Below are 21,134 nucleotides of genomic sequence, written 5' to 3'. Positions count from 1 at the left end.
ATGTCAACCCAAACCCTTACCGGCAAGTACGTCTCGAATATCGCGACTCTGCGCCTGGGAGACGCCGAGGAGGCCGGCGGCAAGGGCGCCAACATGGGCGAGTTGGTCGCCGCCGGCCTTCCGGTGCCGCCTGGTTTCGTATTGATGCGCAGTAGCTACCTTGCCTCAATGGAGACAGGTGGTGTCGATACCGAACTCGCCGCCCTGCATCGCGAAGCGTTGACACAGGTGGACAGCCCCGCCCGCCTGGCCGAGCTTTGTCAACGCATGCGGACCCTGGTGGCGAAGGCGGGCGTGAGTCCGGACGTCCGCGATCAGCTGCTGGAGTCCTACCGTGCGTTAGGTTCAAACTGTACTGTGGCCGTGCGGTCTTCGGCGACCGGCGAAGACGGTCGGGACGCGTCGTTCGCCGGAATGAATCAAACGGTGACCAACGTGACCGGGGAAACCGCCCTACTCGAGGCAGTCACCACATGCTGGTCCTCGCTGTTCAGCCCGCGGGTCGTCACATACCGCGCCAGCCGTGGATTCGGGGCCGATCCCGCGATGGCGGTCGTCGTCCAACAAATGATCGCCTCCGAGCAGTCCGGCGTCGCATTCACCACCGATCCCAGCACGGGGGAGCGAGAGCACATCGTCATCGAAGCCGCCCTCGGGCTTGGGGAAGTGGTGGTCTCCGGAAAGGTCCAGCCCGACACCTACGTCGTCGACAAGAAAACCTTGGACGTGGTCGACGTGAAAACCGGCTACCAGGCTTTCAAAATCGAGCGCGGCCCTGAGGGACACGACGTCATTGTCGAATTGGACCCCGCCCAGGCGCAAGGGCGAGTCCTTGACGACACGTCGTTGCGCCGCATTGCCGAGTTGGCGATCGCCGTTGAGGCGCACCATGGTTGCCCGCAAGACGTCGAATGGGCGATCGCATCCGGTAAAGCCTGGTTGGTCCAGGCCAGGCCGATCACCACGCTCAATACACACGCGTCCGACGACTCGGAAACAACGGGGGTCCTGGTTCGGGGTCTGCCGGCGGCACCCGGGTCGGCCTCCGGACGCGCGCGAGTGCTCCGCACCCCGGAAGAAAGCAATCGCCTGCTGGACAACGAGATTCTGGTGGCCCCGATGACCAATCCGGATTGGCTTCCCGCCATCCGGCGCGCGGCGGCAGTGGTGACCGAGACCGGCGGTATGACTTGCCATGCCGCCATCGTGGCGCGTGAACTGGGAGTTCCCTGCGTCGTGGGCGCCCGCAATGCGACCACCATCCTGCGCGAGGGCCAGTCCATCACAGTCGATGGCTCGCGCGGGAACGTCAGTGCCGGAAGCCTCAGCCCGCTGACGCGTGTTTCGGCGCCCCAGCAGCCGGTCGTACCCACGAATGCCACTGAGATAACCGGTACTAAGATTTACGTCAACCTGGCCATACCCGATACCGCCGAAGCGGTTGCGGCCCAAGACGTTGACGGTGTGGGGTTGCTGCGCGCCGAATTCCTACTCACCCAGGCTCTTTCGGGCAGGCATCCGCGGGACTTCATCGCAAATGGTGAGCAGTCCGCTCTCATCGAGGGCATCGCGTCATCCATCGGGCGAATCGCGTCGGCATTCGGGAACCGGCCGGTGATCTACCGTGCAACGGATTTCCGCAGCAACGAGTTCCGCGGTTTGCAGGGCGGTGACGCCTACGAACCCGTCGAGCACAACCCGATGATTGGTTACCGGGGGTGCTATCGGTACGTCAAAGAACGGGATCTGTTCGGTCTGGAGCTTCAGGCCCTGGCGCGGGTGCGTGAGCAGAATCCCAACGTGCATCTGATGATTCCGTTTGTCCGAACTCGGTGGGAACTGGAGACCTGTCTTTCGCTGGTTGACATGAGCCCGCTGGGTTCCCAGCGCGGCCTGCATCGGTGGGTGATGGCTGAGGTCCCCTCGGTGACCTACTGGCTACCCGAATACATCGGGCTGGGGGTGGACGGAGTATCCATCGGCAGCAATGACTTGACACAGCTGATCTTGGGGGTGGATCGCGATTCGGAGATCTGTGCCGAGCTGTTCGACGAGTCCGATGGGGCCGTTCTCGACGCCATCGGCCGCATTGTCGCCACGGCGCGCAAACACCGCATCACGTCGTCGCTATGCGGCCAGGCGCCGTCCACCAACCCGACCTTCGCCGAACACCTTGTCAGGATGGGCATCACCTCGGTGTCGGTCAACCCCGATGCGGTGGCCGCCACCCGGCGCGCGGTTGCCGCCGCGGAACGGCGGTTGCTCTTGGAAGCGGCGGAGGTCAACAACTGGGCCACGCGCCCGCGAAGCGGAGTGTGACCGATGCCGCGGCATTGGCTGGTGATGGACGCCGTCGGGGAACGGGTTGCAGCACCATACATCACCCGGTTGGCGAGTGCCGGCAGGCATCTGCCGCAGACACACCTGACGACCGACGAGTTGATGGCAACCACACGGCATCGGACGCACATCGATCTGGAACGCCTGACCGGCATCCGCGAGCGGCGGATCTCTGTGGGCGAAGAAGATTCGTACACCCTCGCCACCTCGGCAGCGATCGACTGCCTCTCCAGGGCGCAACAGGATCCCGCGTCGCTTGATGTGGTGATCAGCTGCAGCATCACAAAGTTCCGTGGTGGCCTAACTCAATGGCTTGAGCCGCCGATGAGCAGCGGTGTGGCCCGCGCGATCGGTGCATCACAGGCCATGACCTTCGACGTATCCAACGCCTGCGCGGGGATGCTCACCGGAGTGACGATTCTGAACAATTGGATTCGGCAGGGAATCGTCGAGCGGGGGCTGGTGGTCAGCGGTGAATACATTTCGCAGCTGAGCCATAATGCGGCACGCCACATCCGCAACATCATGAGTAGGGAATTGGCGTGCCTGACGCTGGGCGATGCCGGGGCGGCCCTGCTCCTCGAGCGGGCCCCTGCCGGCTCTGCCGGCATCACCCTGGCCGGATTCACCACAGTTGCCGACTACAGCCGGCTCTGCTTGGCCTATCCGCAAGGCCATGATCCCGGCGCGCGGATGTTCACGAATTCCCGCGCCATCCAGCGGGCCGCGATTGCCGACACGCCGTTGTTACTCCACGAAGTCCTTGATGCCGTGGGTATTTCGATCCACGACATCGACCATGTGATCACGCACCAGACCTCGGCCCGTGCCATTCGCAAAGGAATGGCACGGATGTCGGAAGCATTCGGCGACAGGCCCCGCCATGACGCCGTAATCACCGTCGATCGGTACGGCAACACGGCATCGACGACCCACACGGTGGCTCTTGTCGAGGAACTCGAAGCGGGACGCATCGCGGCGGGGGAGAGGATCGCGCTGCTCGCGCTGGCGTCGGGGCTGGAAATCGGCGTCGTCTTGATGACCCTGGACGAGGATTTGGTGAGCCGCTATGGGCACGATCATTGATCGAGTCGCCATCGCCCATCCGCGCTGGCGCAGCCGGCATAGTGCTCTGCACTTGGCTGTAGCCGCCGGAAAGGACTGCCTGCAGGGGGCCGGCCGCAACCCCCACGAACTCGATCTCGTTGTCAACGCCGGAATCTATCGCGACCGTAATCTCGGAGAGCCGGCATTGGCGGCGCTGATCCAGGATGACATCGGGGCTAATCCCGAAGATCCCCACACCGGCGCCCACGGCACGTTTTCTTTCGATGTCGCCAACGGCGCCTGCGGGGTGCTCACCGCACTCCAGATTGTCGACGGCTTTTTGCGGTCAGGTGCCGTCCAGCTGGCCCTTATCGTCGCCAGCGATGCCGATCCCGGACACGGCATGAGCGAGCACTTTCCGTTCTCGGCCGCCGGCGCGGCGTTGCTGTGCAGATGGACGGATGAGAACTACGGTTTGAGTCCGGTGTCGTGGTCGAATGCTGAGGACCTCACACCGGAGGTACAAAGCTTCGCCGCCACAGTGGGATTCGCCGATTCACGCAATGTTCTCCGATTCGATCAATCGGGTGACGTCGATGAGCGGTTCGCGGTAGCGGCCGCGTCGGCGGTGTGCACATGCCTGGAAGCCCAATCGGCGCAGCTTGCGGATGTCGACGTGATTGTCGCGGCGCCCGCGTGCTACGGGTACCGCACGATGCTGAGCGAGAGGCTCGGGGTGCCCGTCGACAAGATCTTCGTCGCCGAGGATCAACACATGCACACCGCGGCGTTGCCAGCCGCATTCGATCGAAAAGCCGAGACGCTACCCTTCGGCACTCAAATGCTTTTTGTCGTCGCCGGTGCGGGCACTACAGGTGGCGCCGCTCTCTATCGACAACCACCGTCTGCACTTCCGGTTTCTCAATCAGGCAAAGCGGCGCGGAAGGTGGCCACATGGAGCAGCTAACCGCCTTGGACGCGGGCTTCCTCGAGGCCGAAGACGCCGATCCTCACGTGAGCCTCGCGGTGGGCGGGGTGTCGATCATGGAAGGGCCGGCGCCAAGCTACGACGAGTTCCTTTCCGTTGTCGCAGAACGGGTGCCGACAATCCAGCGATTCAAGCAGGTGTTGCGGACTCATCCACTCGATCTGCGACCGCCCGAGTGGGTGGACGATCCCTGCTTTGAGATCTCGCGCCATGTGCATCGGCTCGCGGTTCCGCGTCCCGGGGCGGATACCGAACTGTTTGAGACGGTCGCGTCTTTGATGGAGCGCCGACTGGATCGCGAAAGGCCACTGTGGGAGTGCTGGCTGATCGAAGGGCTGTGCGATAACCGGTGGGCGGTACTGACCAAGATTCACCACTGCATCGCCGATGGCATTGCGGCAACGCAACTGATGGCGAAATTCAGCGACGATGACGACGGCAACAGCTTCGCGACAAACATTCACGTGGCTCAGCGGTCACCCTGGCGGCCGGGGTCGATGAGACCAAGCACCAACCCATTGAACTGGGTGGCTGACATCGCACGAAGCGCCATCGATGCGGCTACTGCTGTTGAGCACATTGCGGTCGGTACTGTCGAGCTGGCGGCCAGCCTGCTCGCCCCCGCGCCGGAATCGTCACTCAACGGACGGGTCACGACGATGCGCCGGTACAGCGCGGCCCGGGTTCGGCTGGCCGACTTGCAGAAAGTGTCCCGCCATTTCGGTGTGACGGTGAACGATGTTGCGTTGGCAGCGATTACGAACAGTTATCGTACGCTGTTACTCAAGCGCGGTGAACGGCCCGGACGGGGCTCGTTGCGCACGCTGGTTCCGGTTTCGGTTCGTCCGATTGACCAGTTCAACGTGGCCGACAACCGCGTTTCGGCCATGTTGCCCCTGCTGCCGGTCGACGAAGAGGACCCAGTGGAACAGCTGCGGCTGGTGCACGATCGGCTCAACCGAGCAAAAGCGAGCGGCCAAAGCGAAGGTGGCAGTGCTGTGGTCTCGGCTATCACACGTGTCCCGTTCGCCCTCTCCGCATGGACGATTCGGTTGCTGATGCGACTGCCCCAACGGGCGGTTGTCGCCCTGGCCACCAACGTTCCGGGTCCGCGAGGTCAGCAGAGACTGATGGGGCGTCGGGTACTGGAAATTCTGCCAATTCCTCCGATCGCTCTTCAACTGCGCACGGGCATCGCGATGGTGAGTTACGCCGATAGCTTTGCTTTCGGTATCACCGCCGATTACGACACCGCGCCCGACATCGAGGCGCTCGCCAGTGGAATCGAAGATGGTGTCGAGCGGTTGATCAGGGCTACCCGTGCGCGTCGGCGTAAGCGCGCTTCGAAGCCCGGGCGGCAAATCCCTGAATTATCGGGTGAGACTCCATGAATCATTGTGTGGCCGAGCGGTAGCAGCTTCAGTCGAGGCAACGGAAGAGGCCAGCCCTGATGACATCGCCCAGCACCGAAGGCTATCTCAGCGCGGCATTACTCAATAAAAGCCTGCGGGAGCGTCTATTCGACGTTGATGCCATGGTGGATGCGATCACCGACTACGCGATCATCCAAATCGATGCGAACGGTCACGTGGTCCGCTGGTGCCCTGGCGCGCAGGCGATGACGGGCTACTCGGTGGCCGAGGCGCTCGACCAATCCGTGGCGATGTTGTACACGGAAGAGGACCGTGATGCAGGGCTAGCTGAACGCGAGTTGGCCAAGGCGCGCGAGTCGGGTCGCATCGAATTCGAAGCGTGGCGGGTACGCAAGAGCGGTCAGCGGTTTCGCGCCGGCGTGGTGTTGGCCGTGATGAAGGATCACACGGGTGCTGTTACCGGGTTTACGAACGTGATGCGAGATGTGACCGCCGAGCACCAGCGAGCCGAAACCATGTTCCACGCTTTGCTGGAGTCGGCGCCGGACGCGATGGTCATAGTCGGTCCCGACGGGTGCATCATGCTCGCAAACGCCCGAACTGACCAGCTGTTCGGTTATCAGCGTGAAGATCTGCTCGGGAGGGAGATCGAGGTGCTGATCCCGCCCCGACTGCGGGGCGCGCACGTGCAGCATCGTTCCGGCTTCTTCGCCGGGCCGTGCGCTCGGCGCATGGGGGCCGGCCTAGAGCTTTGGGGCCAGCGTCGCGACGGAACCGTGTTTCCGGCCGACGTGAGCCTCAGCCCTCTGCGGACCGAGCAGGGCGTATTGGTGTCGGCGGCCATCCGCGATATCACCCAACAGATGGTCCTCCAGACCGAACTCACCGAAACTCGCGCCCAGGCCGAGGTGCTGGCTGAGCGTGACCGCATTGCCGGCGACCTGCAAGATCATGCCATACAGCGCGTCTTCGCGGTTGGTCTCGCACTGCAGAGCACCATCCCGCTGGCGCGCTCGGCCGATGTGCAGCAGCGCCTTAACACGGCGGTTGACGACCTTCACGCGGTGGTTCAGGACTTTCGCATCGCGATCTTCGACCTGCGCCGCAGGCCTACCGACGTCGCAGGGCTGCGTCAGCGTTTTGATGAAGTGATCGGCCGATTTTCTGACGATCTGGCCACCACCGTTCAATACAAAGGACCGCTTTCGGTGGTTGAAGGTGCGTTGGCGGAAGACGCCGAAGCCGTGATCACGGAAGCGATCAACAACGCCGTGCGGCACGCGGCGGCGACCAAGCTCACGATTGCCGTCGAGGTCGCCGACGAGTTGCGCATCGACGTCGTCGACAACGGTAAAGGCTTGCCAGGCGACATCACGGAAGGCGGCTTGAAGAACTTGCGCCAGCGAGCCGAGTTGGCAGGAGGCGCCCTCAGCGTTGGTAGCGCCGCTGGCGGAGGCGCCCACCTACGATGGGTTGTCCCGCTGCGGTGATCGGCGCCGGGTGCTGAGGCGGAGCGGACAACCGACCTCTGACAGCGTCTTATCAAAATGCATGGCCAGGAAGGCCTAGACGTAAAGTTGCATGACAACAACCTTCCCACCACAGAAGGCGACGCGGAGGAGCGTGGTGGTCATGCAGGTCAGTATGTTCGGTCAACTCAGCGGGTCGGGCAGTGAGTCACCGATCGACGCGACGATCGCCAACCTCGCGATGCTTCGCGATGAAGGCTTCAAACGGGTGTGGATGAGCCAATTGCCATACGAGCCAGACCTTCTCACCATCGTGGCCATCGCGTTGCACGACGTCGACACCATCGAGGTGGCCAGCGGGGTGGTGCCGATCCAGAATCAGCATCCGATGCAGATGGCGCAGCGCGCCCTCACGGTGAGCCTGGCCTCGGGTGGCCGGTTCACGCTCGGGCTCGGTATGACCCACCAGGCGGTCACCGAGGGAATGTGGGGCATCCCATGGGACAAGCCGGTGCGCAGGCTGAACGAATTCCTCGACGGGCTGCTGCCTCTGCTGGCCGGTGAACGTGCCGACGCGGTGGGGGAGACGGTGACCACCCGCGGCGCGCTGATGATCTCGGGGGCGCCGCGGCCCGACGTCTACATCGCGGCGCTGGGCCCGCAAATGCTCAAGCTCGCCGGGCGCCGGACGTCAGGCACCTGCACCTGGATGACCGGCCCTAAGACGCTTGCCGAGCATGTCGGCCCCACGCTGCGGCAAGCGGCCGCCGCGGCCGGACGCGAGGGCCAGGTGCGCGTCGCCGCGTCGTTGCCCGTCAGCGTCACCGACGACGTCGACGCCGCCCGCAAGCAGGCGGCCGAACAGTTCGCCATCTACGGTCAGCTGCCTTCGTACCGCGCGATGCTCGACCGGGAGGGCTACGCCGGACCGCAGGATGCCGCAATCATCGGCGACGAGAACACCGTGCGCGGCCGGCTCGACGAACTGCGCGCCGCCGGTGTCGACGAGTACGTCGCCGCGGCATTCGATCCGTCGGCGGAGGGCCGGGCACGCACCCGCGCACTGCTGCGCGCGTACGACTCCTGACCATTCTTCCGACTATGGCCATACACAGCCGCCGGTACGTATGGTGCAATGACCAACCCACGACAGGAGAAGCGCAGTGGCAGAACGGTTGGCGGGGAAGGTCGCCCTGATCAGTGGCGGCGCCCGGGGCATGGGCGCATCGCACGTGCGGTCGCTGGTCGCCGAAGGGGCGAAGGTGGTCTTCGGCGACATCCTTGACGACGAGGGCAAGGCGGTGGCGGCGGAGGTCGGCGACGCGGTCCGCTACCTGCACCTGGACGTGACCAAGCCCGCGGATTGGGACGCGGCGGTGGCCACCGCCCTCAGCGAGTTCGGCCGCATCGACGTGCTGGTGAACAACGCCGGCATCATCAACATCGGCACGCTGGAGGACTATGCGCTCTCGGAGTGGCAGCGAATCCTCGACATCAATTTGACGGGCGTGTTCCTCGGCATCCGGGCCGTGGTCAAACCCATGAAGGAAGCGGGCCGCGGCTCGATCATCAACATCTCCTCGATCGAAGGCATGGCCGGCACCATCGCCTGCCACGGTTACACCGCAACCAAATTCGCCGTCCGGGGACTCACCAAGTCGGCCGCGCTCGAACTGGGCCCGAGCGGAATCCGGGTCAACTCAATCCATCCCGGCCTCATCAAGACCCCGATGACCGATTGGGTTCCCGACGACATCTTCCAGACCGCGCTGGGCCGGGCCGCCCAGCCCGTGGAGGTCTCCAACCTCGTGGTCTATCTGGCCAGCGACGAGTCCAGCTACTCCACCGGCTCGGAGTTCGTCGTTGACGGCGGCACCACCGCCGGCCTGGGACACAAGGACTTCTCCAACGTCGAAACGGACGCGCAGCCGGACTGGGTTACCTAGCGGCGCTTACCGATTCGGGTTCCGCGGCCGGTTTCGGCCAAGGAGAGGGAACCGGGCGTTGACGGACCCGCTGCGGCCACCAGAACCACTTGCCCAGCAGCGCGGCAATGGACGGTGTCATCAACGACCGCACGACCAGGGTGTCGAACAGCAGACCCAAACCGATCGTGGTTCCGACCTGCCCGATCACCGTCAGCTCGCTGACCGCCATCGTCATCATCGTGAAGGCGAACACCAGCCCCGCCGAGGTCACCACCGAGCCGGTGCCGCCCATCGACCGGATGATCCCGGTGTTCAGGCCGGCGTGGATCTCCTCCTTGAACCTCGCCACCAACAGCAGGTTGTAGTCGGCGCCGACGGCCAGCAGGATGATGACCGACATCGCGAGCACCATCCAGTGCAGCTCGATGCCGATCAGGTGCTGCCAGATCAGTACCGAAAGCCCGAAGGACGCGCCCAGCGACAGCAAGACGGTTCCCACGATGACCGCCGATGCCACCACCCCTCGGGTGATGATCAGCATGATGATGAAAATCAGGCACAGTGACGCGATTCCGGCGATCAACAGGTCATAAGTGTTGCCGTCGCTGAGATCTTTGTACATGGACGCGGTGCCGGCCAGATAGATCTTCGATCCCTCCAGCGGTGTGCCCTTCAATGCTTCGTAGGCGGCCTTCTTGATCAAGGGGATGTGCGAAATGCCTTCGGCAGACATCGGATCGCCGTCATGGCTGATGATGAAGCGCACGGCATGCCCGTCGGGGGAGATGAAGTTCTTCATGCCCTTTTTGAACTCGGCATTGTTGAACGTCTCCGGGGGCAGGTAGAACGAGTCGTCGTTCTTGGAGGCGTCGAACGCCTTACCCATCGCGTTCGAGTTCTTCTGCGCCTCGTTCTGCTGATCCTGCAGACCCTTCTGGGTCGAATACATGGTCAGCATTGTCGTTTTCATGGCCTTCATGTTTGCGATCATGGAGGGCATCAGCGCCACCATCTGGGGCATCAGGGTGTCGAGATGATCCATGATCGGCAGCAGGCTTTCGATGTCGTCGGTCATCGTGTCGATGCCGTCGAGGCCGTCGAAGACCGAGCGCAGTGACCAGCACACCGGGATGTCGTAGCAGTGCTTTTCCCAGTAGAGGTAGCTGCGGATCGGGCGGAAGAAGTCCTCGAAATCCGCCATGTGGTCGCGCAATTCGTTGATGTCGATGGTCATGTCATGCATCTTCTTGACCATCTGGTGCATGTCATTGGTCATCTGCGCGGTGATGCTCTGCATCTTTTCCATGCTGTCGATGGTCGTCTGCATCATGTCGGCCTGATGCAGCATGTCGGCCATCTGATCTTCCTGGTACTTCTGGTTCATCTGCTGGGTGACGCCCTGCATGCTGATCTGGAACGGGATCGAGGTGTGCTCGATCGGCGTGCCCTGCGGGCGGGTGATGGCTTGCACGCGGCCGATTCCCGGTACCCGGAAGACCGTCTTGGCGATCTTGTCGATCACCAAAAAGTCCGCCGAGTTGCGCAGGTCGTGATCGCTTTCGATCATCAGCACTTCGGGGTTCATCCGCGCCTGGGAGAAGTGCCGGTCGGCGGCGGCGTATCCCTCGTTGGCGGGCAGATCGGCGGGCAGGTAATTGCGGTCGTTGTAATTGGTGCGGTAGCCCGGCAGGGTCAACAGACCCACCAGCGCGACCGCGATCGTCATGACCAGGATCGGACCGGGCCAGCGGACGACGAGCGCGCCGATCTTGCGCCATCCGCGGATCCGTTGTGTGCGTTTGGGTTCGAGGGTTTTGCCGAAACGCGTGGCCACCGCGATGACGGCCGCGCCCAGCGTCAGCGCCGCTGCGACCACGACCACCATGCCGATGGCCAACGGGATACCCAGCGTTTGGAAGTACGGCAGGTTGGTGAAGTGCAGGCAGAAGGTCGCGCCGGCGATGGTCATACCCGACCCGAGCACCACGTGGGCGGTGCCCTTGTACATGGTGTAGTACGCCTCTTCGCGGGTCTCGCCGATGGCCCGTGCTTCCTGGTATCGGCCTATCAAGAAGATCGCGTAGTCGGTCGCGGCCGCGATCCCCAACGTGACCAAAAGGTTTGTGGCGAACGTCGAGAGCCCGATGAGGTTGAAGTAGCCGAGAAACGCCACCATTCCGCGCGCGGCCGACAACTCGAGCACCACCATCACCAACGTCAGTAGCACCGTGACGACGGACCGATAGACCAAGAGCAGCATGCCGATAATCACGGTGAACGTAGCCAGTGTGATGAGTTGCAGGCTGCGGTCGCCAGCCTCGTGCTGGTCAGCCGCCAACGCCGCCGGGCCGGTGACGTAGGTCTTGACCCCCTTGGGCGTCGGCACACTCTTGACGATGTTCTGGACGGATTCGACCGACTCGTTGGCCAAGGCCTCACCTTGGTTACCCGCCAGGTAGACCTGAACGTAGGCGGCCTTGCCGTCGTTGCTTTGCGCGCCCGCCCCGGTCAGCGGATCGCTCCACATATCCTGCACGTGTTCAACGTGTTTGGTGTCGGCGTCGAGCTTTTTGACGACCTTGTCGTAGTAGGCGTGCGCGTCGGCGCCCAGGGGATTCTGCCCCTCGAGGACGATCATCACCGAGCTGTTGGACTTGTACTCGTTGAATATCGCGCCCATGCGCTTGGTCGCGACCACCGACTGCGCATCCTCGGGTGCCATTGACACCGAACGCATTTTGCCGACCTCGTCCAGCTGGGGGACGGCGACATTGAGCACCGCGATGAGCGCGATCCAGCCGATGATGATCGGCACGGCCAACGTGCGGATGATCCGCGGGATCTTGTCATGCACGGGTTCTTTGACGACGGGGATGGCGTCGGTGCGGGTGTCGTCGATCGTTGTGCTCATGCGGATTTCACCAAGCAGAAGGTCAGGGCGTGCACGCCGTGGGTGATGTTCTCGGCCTTGACTTCGTCATCGATGGTGATGCGGCAGCCGAGCGAGTTGCCATCGCTTTGTGCCGAAAGGTTCGGGAAGACGGAGGGGGCGGTAGTGCTCAGGACCAGCGTCCACGGCAGCGGCGCGCCGTCGATACGCCTCGGGTCGGCGGACAGGTCCAAGTAGTTCACGTTGGCCTGGCTGGCCGAGCCAAAGACCTCGTATTTGACGACTTTGGGCTTGAACGGCTTCGAATCATCGAGCCGCGGGCTGGTCAGGACGCCGGTGTCGTGGGCGCCGAAAAACGATTTCACCCTGACGACCGCAAAGCCGCCGACCACCACGACCGCCACGATCAACAGCGGCAGCCAGGCGTTGCGCACAAGTCTCGATATCTGCACCTAGGTGATCCCTTCCCCGCCACGCGGTCGTGACGTGGATCAGCGTCTGCGCGACCGGAAGTCGTGGACGGGTGAGTGCCCACAAGTCGCATTGCTCAACAACGAATTGCGTCGATTGCTACGGTTCGCGCGCGCTGGAGCGTCAAACGCGGTGAATGCTGCCCACCCACACCGGCCGACGTCCCCGGCGTCGACACCCGGCTCGCCTCGTTGCTGAAGCCTCCCCGGGTACCGCCACCAGCGCATAGTACATGATGTGCATATCTTGCAGTGCATGCAACATTTGCTGTTGGTGTTTCAGATCACTTTGTGAAGATGCTGTTCACCAGGGCTGCGGCACGCTCAACATAGGGCATCGGCGTGTCGTCGGTTCCATTTGCCTCGCCGCTGGCCCACTTCTCGATGCCGGACCGTACCGCCGTCAACGCCAGCGCGGAGATCAGGGCCGCCATCTCGTCGTCCGGCTTCATCGCCTGGCGGCGCACGATGATGTCGGTCAACTGGTTTTGAAACCGCTCCAGGTCGGCAAGGAACGCCGACAGCACGGCGGGAGAGGTTTTGGCGAGTTCCAGCATGTGGGCCGCGTGTTCCCGTGGCGGGGGCACGTCCCGGAGGTGGTGGGCGGCCAAGGTGATCAGCTCCGCCAGCACCACCGAGTACGGGGCGGGTCCGGCGGCGACGAAATCCGCTACCAGCTCCGGGGGTATGTCCGAGGGACCGTAGGCCAGCGCGGACTCTTTGTTGGGGAAGTAGTTGAAGAAGGTGCGCGTGGCGATCCCGGCTTCGGCGCAGATCTCGTCGACGGTGACCTTGTCGAATCCGCGTTCCAGCGTGAGGCGCACCGCGGCGTCGCGGATGTCCGCGCTCGTCTGGCGCCGACGGCGCTCGCGTAGCCCTACGGGATTGCCCATACCCCTATAGTTGCACCTTCTGCACACTTTGCAGTCAAAAGGCGTCGCGTTCGCCGTCGGCCGCCGGGTGCGCGGCGTCGCACAGCAAAGATCGGCCGATCAAGCTTTGGCGACCGGGTGGCGAGACCGTCGTGCGGCAAGCCACTCCTGCGCAACATCATTCGACTACAGCTGGCGCATGATGCGATGCATGATGGCGGTCAACCACTGGTCGCCAGCGCGCCCCGCAAATATTCGCATTGACTTTCGAAGAACCTCGTCGAGATCGGTGCCTTGTCCGCGAGCTGATCGAACGCATGAAAGGCGCCCGGAACGATTTCCTCGTGCACCGGCACGCCCGCCTCGCGCAGGCGCCGCGCATATTCCAGGCTCTCCTGATAGAAGAGGTCCAGCGTTCCCACGCCGATCCAGGCGGGCGGCAGGCCGGACAAATCCGTTCGGCGAGCCGGTGCCGCCTCTTGGGGATCGGCCCCGTTGAGGTACCACTGCCAGGCCAGTTGATTGTCGGATTCGGTCCACATAATGCGTCGGGGGCCGTCACGCTTGCTGCCGGTGCGATCATCGAGCATCGGATACACCAGCATTTGGAAGGCGATCTGGACGGCGTTGCGGTCATGCGCTCGCTGGGCCACCGCGGCGGCGAAATGTCCACCGGCACTTGCCCCTCCGATGGCCACCCGGCCCGGATCAACCCAGGGCTGGCCGGCCAGCCACAGAAGGGCCGCATAACAATCCTCGACCGGTATCGGGTAGGGGTGTTCGGGGGCCAACCGGTGTTCCACCGCGGCAATGGCGAATCCGGTGCGCTGAGACAGCTTGCGCAGGTACTTATCGTCCTGGGCCGCGTGGCCCATGATGGTGCCGCCGCCGTGGATCCACAGCAGGGCTGGTGACGGGTCCGGCCGGCCGGCCGGCCGATGCAGACGGACGCTGACGTGCTCGTTGACGGCGGCGACGGGCACGGAGCGGAGGCGTCCCGCGTTGCCCATCAGGTTCATGACTGCGCGCTGGAACTTCAGACCGCGATGCAGGGCGTATCCGCGCGGGACGAATCGGGCCACCTTCCGGAGGCCGGGGTCTAAAACCTGGGGGGACGTGAAGGCGTTGTCGGGAAGCTTGTTTGCCATGGAAAGCCCTCTGTTCCCTTGCGCCGGCAGACATCGCTGACCATACAGGAACGGGCTTAGTGTCCATCAGCAGTTAATGTGACTCGGTCGGGTCGTCGACCAGTGCGCGCACTGCGGCATCGAACATGGTCTGCTTTATCGCGCCCAGCGTCCCGGGGTCTTTGCCCTGTAGCGGGCGCACCGCGTCGAGGGCCGTGTCGGTGACCGCACCCTCGGGGCAGGTGGCGTCGACGATGCCGAACCGTTCCGCATCGGGGCCGCTGAAGCGCCGGCCGGTGGTCATCGAGGCGACGGCGGCACGAGGCGTCAGTTTGGATTGGATGAGCGCGGCCATGCCGGGATTGAACGGGATGCGGATGTCCACCTCGGGAAAACAGAAGTAGCCTCGGTCGGCGCGCATCACGCGAAAGTCATGCGCGATGGCCAACATCGCGCCGGCACCGAACGCGTGGCCCACCACTGCGGCCGCGGTGGGCAGGGGCAGCGTCAGCATGCGTGCCAGCAGCCGGTGCACCCGGCCGATGTACCACTGGCCCTGATCGGTGTGCGCGCTCAACCATTCCAAATCCAGGCCGTTGGAGTAGAACTTTCCGACGGCGGTGGTGACCAAGCCCTGGGCGCCGTCGGAGACGGCCTGGCTGAGCGCATCATCGATGTCATCGAGAAACGCAGGGGAGAAACGATTCTCGTCCTCACCGAGACGGATGATGGCGATTTTGTCGGCATAGTCCAATGTCACTGTCATGTGTTTCCTCTCGAGTTGCGCTGTTATGTACTAAGGTTCATCAGCCGCGGCGGCGCAGCGGCGCCAACCGCCAGCACGGCGCGCACGGCCGCGTGCAGCTGCGCGCGTGCGGCGGCGCTGCCAATCCGGTCGCGGCGCAGCAGCAGTGCGGTGGGCAGGTCGACGACGCAGCTGGTTATCGCGTCCACCGCCGCCGCGTCCTTGCGATCCCACACGGCGACGGCGAGCCGCACCATCAACGCGACGAGAAGCTTGTCGAGACGCCGCAATTCGTCGGCTACGTCGCCCGGTACGTCTTCGGCGAGCACTTCCTCGCGACGCACGCGCAGCACCAGCGATGACGAACCGGGGTACTGCTCGGTGAATACGACAGCGGCGTCGGCGGCGGCCACCACGGCGTCGATGGGGCCGGCGCCGGCCATTGCCTCATCGACCAGGGACGTCTGCACGGCCAAAAACCGCTTAGCGGCCCGCAGCCACGCCCGCCCCATCAGCCCGCCCCGCGATGTAAAGGTGTGGTACACGGCGCCGTTGGACACGCCCACCGCCGAGCTGATCGCCCGGATGGTCACCGCGGTCGGGCCCGACCGCGCCACCAGGTCTTCGACGGCGTCGAGCACGACGTCTGGATCGTGCATGCGCGGACGTGGCATGCCGCCACAGTAACAGAGCGTTCGCTCTATTACTGGAGGGCGCCGTGACCTGGCGTTCGTATCGTGCCGCGGTATAGATGCGGAGCCCGCCGGTTTGCCCGGCGCCGGCCGGGTATCCACTGTCGTGCCCTCAACCATGACGAAGATAATCAGCGTTCTGGACCCTCGCACCGGCGAGACCGCCACCCAGGTGCCCGTCACGGAGCCGGCTGAATGTGATGAAGCGATTCGCCGCGCCGCCGAAGCCGCCGAATCCTGGGCTCGCACGTCGCCCGCCGAGAGGGCGGCGGCAATCGCGGCGGCGGCGGCCGATGTTCGTGCGGCTGCGGACGAATTGGCCGAGCTCAACGAGCGGGAGACGGGGAAGTCGCGCGGCGACGCACGTGGGGGCGTGGACGCCGGAGTCGAAACCCTCTTGCAGTACGCGCAATTAGGGCCGCTGCACTGCGGGCGAAGCTTGCAAGGCGCGTGGTCGGCAACGGATTTCATGATTCCACAGCCCCGCGGCGTGGTGGCCGTGCTGACCCCGTGGAACGATCCCGTCGCGGTGGCCGCAGGACTCCTGGGCGCGGGCCTGGTGACGGGAAACACGGTGGTGCACAAGCCAAGCGAGCGTTCCCCCCAGACGGGTAGGCGCTTCGCCGAATTGTTGGCCGCCCGATTGCCCGAAGGCGTATTGCAGATAGTCAACGGCGATGGCACCACTGGCGCTCACCTGGCTGGCGCTGAGCTTGTCGACGTGGTCGCGCACGTCGGCGGCAGCGCGACCGGCCGAGAAATAGCGCAGGCATGTGCGCAACGCGGTGCCAAGGCTCTGCTGGAGAATGGTGGAAACGATGCGTTGATCGTCGACGCGGACGTGGATCCGGGCTGGGCGGCCAGCCAGGCTGCACTGGGTGCCTTCGCCAACGCGGGGCAGATCTGCGTATCAGTAGAACGCGTCTACGCCGTACAGCCCATCGCCGACGCGTTCATCGACGCGCTGATCGAGGAGGCCGCGTCCTGGGCAGCGCGCATCGGGCCCCTGGTCGACGAGCGTCACCGTGACCACGTCCACGCCCATGTCGAGGACGCCAGGCGCCGCGGCGCACGCGTGGTGTTCGGCGGTGAACCGGGTTCCGAGCCGGGCTCGTTTTATCCGCCGACAGTGCTCACCGATTGCACACCCGACATGGCAGTAATGCGGGAGGAGACGTTCGGGCCGATAGCCCCGGTGCGGGTGGTTCCGCACTTCGGCGCTGCGCTGGATGAAGCGGCCGACGATCGCTACGGCCTGGCCGCCACCGTACTGACCGCCGACATGGCGCATGCGCAGGACTCGTGGCGCCGCCTTCCCGTTGGCACCGTCAAGATCAACGCCGTCTTTGGCGGCGCCCCCGGTGGGGCCTCGGAGCCGCGCCGAGCCAGCGGAAACGGGTTCGGTTTCGGGCCTGAACTCCTCGATGAGATGACCGCCATGAAGGTGGTGCATTGGTCGGCGCCCGGGCGCTGACGTGGCATCCGGGAGTTTGGCCGCACGCTTTGATGGTGGGCGCTGACGCGTCAGCCCGAGTCGGGCCGCCAGCTGTGGGGCATCATCGGAAGCGTCGGCGCCCCTCCGAACGCGTCACTTTCCAGTGTGGTCAACCCCGCGGCCGGCAGCGGAGTCACCGTCGCGGCGGCAACCCCTAGCGCTCCTGCGCCCTGGCTGCCCGCCGACACCGAATTCGCTTGTATCGCAACGCTCGAAGCGTCAGCGCATTCCAATCCGGTATCGGATTCGGGGCCGAGGACCCCCTACACAAGCCACGAAACCGGGCACTCGTCACGGCAAATTGCGTTGTGGCGCAGCTATCAGAGCCGCGCGCAGCGCGGACGACACATGTTGCGCCGGTTAGCATCGGGTGTCCGGATGTAGATGTGGAGGGTAGTGCTTTGGCCGCGATACCTGTCATCGCGCTCACCGGCCATCTCGGAGCCGGCAAGACGACGCTGCTCAACCATTTGTTGCGCCACCCTGGCACACGAATCGGTGTAGTGGTCAACGACTTCGGCGACATCAACATCGATGCCGGTCTGGTCGCCGGCCAGGTCGATGAGCCGGCCTCGATCGCCGGAGGGTGCATCTGCTGCCTGCCCGACGGCGGGGGGCTCGACGAGGCGCTCATCAAACTCGCCGACCCGGCTCGGCGCCTCGATGCGATTGTCGTCGAAGCCAGCGGTCTGGCCGACCCGGTGGCAATCGCGCGGCTCATCGGCTTCAGCGAGATACGCGGCGCCCGGCCGGGGGGCCTCGTCGACGTCGTCGACGCCGTGAACCACTTCGATACCGTCGACTGTGGCAGCCTGCCCCCCGCCCGCTATGGCGCGGCGTCGGTGATCGTGGTCAACAAGCTTGACCAGATTCCTCAGCTGGAGCGGTCGGCCGTGGTGCAACGCGTCGCGGAGCGAGCGGCACAACGGAATCCGCGCGTCCATGTCGTGGGCACAACGGCCGGCCGGATAGACCCGGAGCTGCTCTTCGACGCGTCCGCCACGTCCGAGCAAGTGGGGCAACTGTCGTTTTTGGACCTGCCGCCCGAGCACGACCATGTCCATGACCACGTTCACGCCGATGCCGTGACCGTCAGCAGCACGGGTTGCGTCGACCTTGATGCCGTGTTCGACCTTCTCGAAGACCCACCGCCGCAGGTTTTCAGGCTGAAAGGTGTTGTGGCGGTCCGTCACCGCGCCACCGTCCGCGACTATGTCGTCAATCTGGTGGGCAGCGCAATCCATATCGGAAAGGCGCCGCGGGACGCCATGGCCAACTGTCTGGTGGCGATCGGGATGCATCTCGACACCGACGCCGTACGCGCGCGGCTCGACAAGGCGGTGCAGCCTGCGGCGGGGCCGGCATCGACGCAGGCTTTGCGGCGGCTGCAGAGGTACCGGCGACTCAGCGCGTGAGAAGCGATCCGGCAAGATACGTCGTGATGTCATCTTCGCTGAGCGACGTGCTCGCCACCTTGGAGCTGGAGAGGGTCGACCAGTGGCTCTTCGTCGGTCGCCAACTGCCGGCGCCGGCCAACCACATTCTCGGCGGACATATCTCCGCTCAAGCTCTATTGGCGGCCAGCCACACCGCGCCGGGTCGCTCACCGCACAGCGTCCACACCTATTTTCTGCGCGCTGGTGATTCGCGCCGGCCGGTCGAGTTCGAGGTCGTCGATCTCCAAGAAGGCCGCACGTTTTCGGCGCGACGGGTCACGGCGCGCCAAGACGGCAAGATCTTGATGGAAGCGATGTCTTCGTTTAAAGGCGCCGACTCCGCACCCGCTCAGGTCGTTTATCAACCACACATGCCGGCGACTACCAGCCCAGAATCCCTGCCGTGGGTTGCGCCGCACCTGGCGGAGTCCGACGAGAGCGCCCAAGGGCGGTGGGCGAGCCTGCGCTGGTTCGAACGCCGAGTCATCGACACCCAGGTTGTTCCGCCCGCACGTGCGCAGATGTGGTGGCGACCCGACGGCGAGGTTCCCGACGATCCAGCGCTCGCCGCCAGCCTGGTGGCCTACCTCTCGGCGGTGACGTTGACCGAGCCGGCCCATACCGCCCGCGGTGGGGTCGGTGCGTCTGCTCAACGGGACCATTCGGTGTGGTTCCACGCGCCGGCCGCGTTGTCGGATTGGCTTCTCTACGACCGGTCGTCGCCGAGCAGCGCCGGTTCTCTGGCGCTGGCGAGCGGGACGATGTTCAACCGCAACGGCGACCTGGTGTGCACGGTCAAACAAGAGATGCACTTTCCACCGCACACGGGCTGAAACGGCTCACCGAACCGCTGCGCCGCAATGGCATTCGTCACAGTGACGTATTGCTGGCGGTAGGGCCCGGGAGAGGGGGAATGGGAGTCGACGCGCCCGGTTCGTGGATGCGATAGCCCGGTGCCCGCGTCCTCGCCTTGCGCCACCCGTGGTCGTCGGATGGTGGGTGTCGGCGCCGGGTGTGACGAACGTCAACCATCGAAAGTGACGGAGGTCATAGTTTGACCGCCGTTGATCGGGTCATCCTGACCTTTCGTTCGCATATCTAATGGCTGGGAGCGTGATGGCCGACCTCGATTTTGCTTATGACCTGACCCTCGACGAGGCGCGCAGGCGCACCGCAGTGCTCGAAGCGATCGGTGAGGATTGGGACCCCGTCGCTGTGCTCAACGAGGAAGAGCGGGCCTACGACATGCTGTACTCGAACCTGGACGAGGAGCAGCAGCGGGTCTACGACGAGTTGGTCCGCGCCGGCATGCTGCCCGAACGGACGTCTGCCCGTGCTACCGATTGATCCGACCGCCGACCGTGGCCGCCGCGCGTGGTTGCTCTGCCCGCGCTGCGATCACGGCTCCAAGTGCGGTGATTGCCGAAGCAGTCGCAACTGCGATACGCACTGGCAGTATCTGCTGAGCAACAAGGGCACGCTGGTGCACCTGCAGTGCGCCGATTGCGGCCATCTCTGGTCGACCGACACGCATCGCCGCACGCGTCCCAGGTCTTGGAGGCACACGCCTTAACCAACACCGGTCAACGCCGCCCCTCAATGGCCGTGCGCTGCAACGGTATTCGTCACTGTGACGTATTGGTGGCGATGAGCCGGGAGGAGGGGATGGCGTGCCCGGGGCGGCGGAGGGTGCAAAGCCTTGGCGCCGGTCATTGCGTCAACGGAGGCTCACCGTTGGGGCCAGGTGGCTCGGCGTTGCTCGACGGCCGGCGTAGCAACGCTGAGCGATGACCGGTGCCGGGGCCGAGTGGGCAGAGTCGGATGCCATTCCGAAAGTGACTGCGGTCCAGCACAATTCGTCACCGTGACGTATTGGTGGCCGTGTTGGTGGAGGGCGGGAGGGGTAAGCGACCAACCGGTGCATGCCCCGCTTGGCCGGTCGGTAGCCGCTCATTGACCTCCCGTCGCCGACTCCGGGTGATGCCGAGCGTCGCGGCGATCGGGTAACCGCGCATCGGTGGGCGACACCGAGCCCAGTCGCGGCCCAAGAGGTAAAACCACAGGTCAGCGCCCGGAGCGGCTTGAACTCGGCGTTAGCTTGTGCCGATAAGCGACATTATGTCAGATAAACGTGGCCGTTTTCGTCATATGGATCATCCCCGCCGAAAACTTCTGCGCCCTCCACCTCGGTCTTTCGCTTCTAGAATCAGCTGAGCCGTCAAGCTCGTCATCCAGCTTTGTCATGAGCGCCGCGAAACTAGG

The 21,134-nt window shown here is 64.5% G+C and carries 18 protein-coding genes; 11 read left to right on the top strand and 7 right to left on the bottom strand.

Features of this window, described 5'->3' with window-relative positions; all coding sequences use genetic code 11:
* From ppsA to ACIUM1_RS00530, 7 genes are all read left to right on the top strand, one after another.
* Window positions 1-2,319: a phosphoenolpyruvate synthase gene (gene ppsA, locus ACIUM1_RS00560; protein ID WP_406815390.1), complete on the top strand. Its 2,319-nt coding sequence runs from the start codon at window positions 1-3 to the stop codon at window positions 2,317-2,319.
* Window positions 2,320-2,322: 3 nt separating this feature from the next.
* On the top strand, window positions 2,323-3,426 hold the full coding sequence (locus ACIUM1_RS00555; RefSeq protein WP_406815389.1) for a 3-oxoacyl-ACP synthase III family protein: 1,104 nt from the start codon (window positions 2,323-2,325) through the stop codon (window positions 3,424-3,426).
* Window positions 3,410-4,354, top strand: a complete 945-nt coding sequence (locus ACIUM1_RS00550) for a 3-oxoacyl-ACP synthase (protein WP_406815388.1) — start codon at window positions 3,410-3,412, stop codon at window positions 4,352-4,354. Before ACIUM1_RS00555 ends, ACIUM1_RS00550 begins: the two co-directional genes overlap by 17 nt.
* Entirely contained in the window at window positions 4,342-5,766 is a 1,425-nt protein-coding gene (locus ACIUM1_RS00545; protein ID WP_406815387.1) for a WS/DGAT/MGAT family O-acyltransferase, read from the top strand. The genes ACIUM1_RS00550 and ACIUM1_RS00545 overlap by 13 nt, the downstream gene beginning before the upstream one ends.
* 59 nt (window positions 5,767-5,825) lie before the next feature.
* A complete protein-coding gene (locus tag ACIUM1_RS00540) occupies window positions 5,826-7,238 on the top strand; it encodes a PAS domain S-box protein (RefSeq protein WP_406815386.1) in 1,413 nt (470 codons plus the stop codon).
* A gap of 142 nt (window positions 7,239-7,380) precedes the next feature.
* Entirely contained in the window at window positions 7,381-8,304 is a 924-nt protein-coding gene (locus ACIUM1_RS00535) for a TIGR03564 family F420-dependent LLM class oxidoreductase (RefSeq protein ID WP_406815385.1), read from the top strand.
* Window positions 8,305-8,380: 76 nt separating this feature from the next.
* Window positions 8,381-9,163 carry an SDR family oxidoreductase gene (locus tag ACIUM1_RS00530; protein ID WP_406815384.1) on the top strand — a complete coding sequence of 261 codons (783 nt, stop codon included), beginning with the start codon at window positions 8,381-8,383 and terminating at the stop codon, window positions 9,161-9,163.
* Here ACIUM1_RS00530 and ACIUM1_RS00525 read toward each other — a convergent pair.
* The 6 genes from ACIUM1_RS00525 to ACIUM1_RS00500 all read right to left on the bottom strand — a co-directional run bounded on the left by ACIUM1_RS00525 (window position 9,156) and on the right by ACIUM1_RS00500 (window position 15,923).
* On the bottom strand, window positions 9,156-12,056 hold the full coding sequence (locus ACIUM1_RS00525; protein ID WP_406815383.1) for an RND family transporter: 2,901 nt from the start codon (window positions 12,054-12,056) through the stop codon (window positions 9,156-9,158). The two genes, ACIUM1_RS00530 and ACIUM1_RS00525, sit on opposite strands and share 8 nt — an antisense overlap.
* A complete protein-coding gene (locus tag ACIUM1_RS00520) occupies window positions 12,053-12,487 on the bottom strand; it encodes an MmpS family transport accessory protein (protein WP_406815382.1) in 435 nt (144 codons plus the stop codon). Before ACIUM1_RS00520 ends, ACIUM1_RS00525 begins: the two co-directional genes overlap by 4 nt.
* A gap of 302 nt (window positions 12,488-12,789) precedes the next feature.
* Window positions 12,790-13,398 carry a TetR family transcriptional regulator gene (locus ACIUM1_RS00515; RefSeq protein ID WP_406815381.1) on the bottom strand — a complete coding sequence of 203 codons (609 nt, stop codon included), beginning with the start codon at window positions 13,396-13,398 and terminating at the stop codon, window positions 12,790-12,792.
* 200 nt (window positions 13,399-13,598) lie between these two features.
* Window positions 13,599-14,525: an alpha/beta hydrolase gene (locus ACIUM1_RS00510; RefSeq protein ID WP_406815380.1), complete on the bottom strand. Its 927-nt coding sequence runs from the start codon at window positions 14,523-14,525 to the stop codon at window positions 13,599-13,601.
* A 73-nt stretch (window positions 14,526-14,598) separates the two neighbouring features.
* Window positions 14,599-15,270: an enoyl-CoA hydratase-related protein gene (locus tag ACIUM1_RS00505; protein ID WP_406815379.1), complete on the bottom strand. Its 672-nt coding sequence runs from the start codon at window positions 15,268-15,270 to the stop codon at window positions 14,599-14,601.
* Window positions 15,271-15,293: 23 nt separating this feature from the next.
* The gene (locus ACIUM1_RS00500) at window positions 15,294-15,923 is read right to left on the bottom strand and encodes a TetR/AcrR family transcriptional regulator (RefSeq protein WP_406815378.1); all 630 of its coding nucleotides are present in this window, start codon (window positions 15,921-15,923) and stop codon (window positions 15,294-15,296) included.
* 136 nt (window positions 15,924-16,059) lie between these two features.
* On the opposite strand from ACIUM1_RS00500, the gene ACIUM1_RS00495 reads away from it, so the two are divergent.
* Complete coding sequence (locus ACIUM1_RS00495; protein ID WP_406815377.1) at window positions 16,060-17,415, top strand: aldehyde dehydrogenase family protein; 1,356 nt, start codon at window positions 16,060-16,062, stop codon at window positions 17,413-17,415.
* A 50-nt stretch (window positions 17,416-17,465) separates the two neighbouring features.
* On the opposite strand, the gene ACIUM1_RS00490 is transcribed toward ACIUM1_RS00495, so the two are convergent.
* Window positions 17,466-17,624 (bottom strand): hypothetical protein, encoded by a 159-nt coding sequence (locus ACIUM1_RS00490; protein WP_406815376.1) that lies wholly within the window; start codon window positions 17,622-17,624, stop codon window positions 17,466-17,468.
* Window positions 17,625-17,837: 213 nt separating this feature from the next.
* Between ACIUM1_RS00490 and ACIUM1_RS00485 the strand changes: the two genes are divergently transcribed.
* The 3 genes from ACIUM1_RS00485 (at window position 17,838) to ACIUM1_RS00475 (ending at window position 20,219) form a co-directional block, all read left to right on the top strand.
* Entirely contained in the window at window positions 17,838-18,851 is a 1,014-nt protein-coding gene (locus ACIUM1_RS00485) for a CobW family GTP-binding protein (RefSeq protein WP_406815375.1), read from the top strand.
* Window positions 18,852-18,877: 26 nt separating this feature from the next.
* On the top strand, window positions 18,878-19,705 hold the full coding sequence (locus ACIUM1_RS00480; RefSeq protein WP_406815374.1) for an acyl-CoA thioesterase: 828 nt from the start codon (window positions 18,878-18,880) through the stop codon (window positions 19,703-19,705).
* 283 nt (window positions 19,706-19,988) lie between these two features.
* Window positions 19,989-20,219, top strand: a complete 231-nt coding sequence (locus ACIUM1_RS00475) for a DUF6400 family protein (RefSeq protein ID WP_406815373.1) — start codon at window positions 19,989-19,991, stop codon at window positions 20,217-20,219.
* Window positions 20,220-21,134: the final 915 nt, after the last annotated feature.

It is taken from the genome of Mycobacterium sp. M23085, from assembly GCF_045343915.1.
GTDB lineage: Bacteria > Actinomycetota > Actinomycetes > Mycobacteriales > Mycobacteriaceae > Mycobacterium.
Note: the sequence above shows the minus strand (reverse complement) of the source record. Positions and strands in the feature narration are given on the sequence as shown.

Bases quoted from the DNA above. Each gene is read 5' to 3' on its own strand.
- ppsA (WP_406815390.1), top strand. From the start codon at position 1: ATGTCAACCCAAACCCTTACCGGCAAGTACGTCTCGAATATCGCGACT.
- ACIUM1_RS00555 (WP_406815389.1), top strand. From the start codon at position 2,323: ATGCCGCGGCATTGGCTGGTGATGGACGCCGTCGGGGAACGGGTTGCA.
- ACIUM1_RS00550 (WP_406815388.1), top strand. From the start codon at position 3,410: ATGGGCACGATCATTGATCGAGTCGCCATCGCCCATCCGCGCTGGCGC.
- ACIUM1_RS00545 (WP_406815387.1), top strand. From the start codon at position 4,342: ATGGAGCAGCTAACCGCCTTGGACGCGGGCTTCCTCGAGGCCGAAGAC.
- ACIUM1_RS00540 (WP_406815386.1), top strand. From the start codon at position 5,826: ATGACATCGCCCAGCACCGAAGGCTATCTCAGCGCGGCATTACTCAAT.
- ACIUM1_RS00535 (WP_406815385.1), top strand. From the start codon at position 7,381: ATGCAGGTCAGTATGTTCGGTCAACTCAGCGGGTCGGGCAGTGAGTCA.
- ACIUM1_RS00525 (WP_406815383.1), bottom strand. From the start codon at position 12,056: ATGAGCACAACGATCGACGACACCCGCACCGACGCCATCCCCGTCGTC.
- ACIUM1_RS00515 (WP_406815381.1), bottom strand. From the start codon at position 13,398: ATGGGCAATCCCGTAGGGCTACGCGAGCGCCGTCGGCGCCAGACGAGC.
- ACIUM1_RS00510 (WP_406815380.1), bottom strand. From the start codon at position 14,525: ATGGCAAACAAGCTTCCCGACAACGCCTTCACGTCCCCCCAGGTTTTA.
- ACIUM1_RS00505 (WP_406815379.1), bottom strand. From the start codon at position 15,270: ATGACAGTGACATTGGACTATGCCGACAAAATCGCCATCATCCGTCTC.
- ACIUM1_RS00500 (WP_406815378.1), bottom strand. From the start codon at position 15,923: ATGCCACGTCCGCGCATGCACGATCCAGACGTCGTGCTCGACGCCGTC.
- ACIUM1_RS00495 (WP_406815377.1), top strand. From the start codon at position 16,060: ATGACGAAGATAATCAGCGTTCTGGACCCTCGCACCGGCGAGACCGCC.
- ACIUM1_RS00480 (WP_406815374.1), top strand. From the start codon at position 18,878: ATGTCATCTTCGCTGAGCGACGTGCTCGCCACCTTGGAGCTGGAGAGG.
- ACIUM1_RS00475 (WP_406815373.1), top strand. From the start codon at position 19,989: ATGGCCGACCTCGATTTTGCTTATGACCTGACCCTCGACGAGGCGCGC.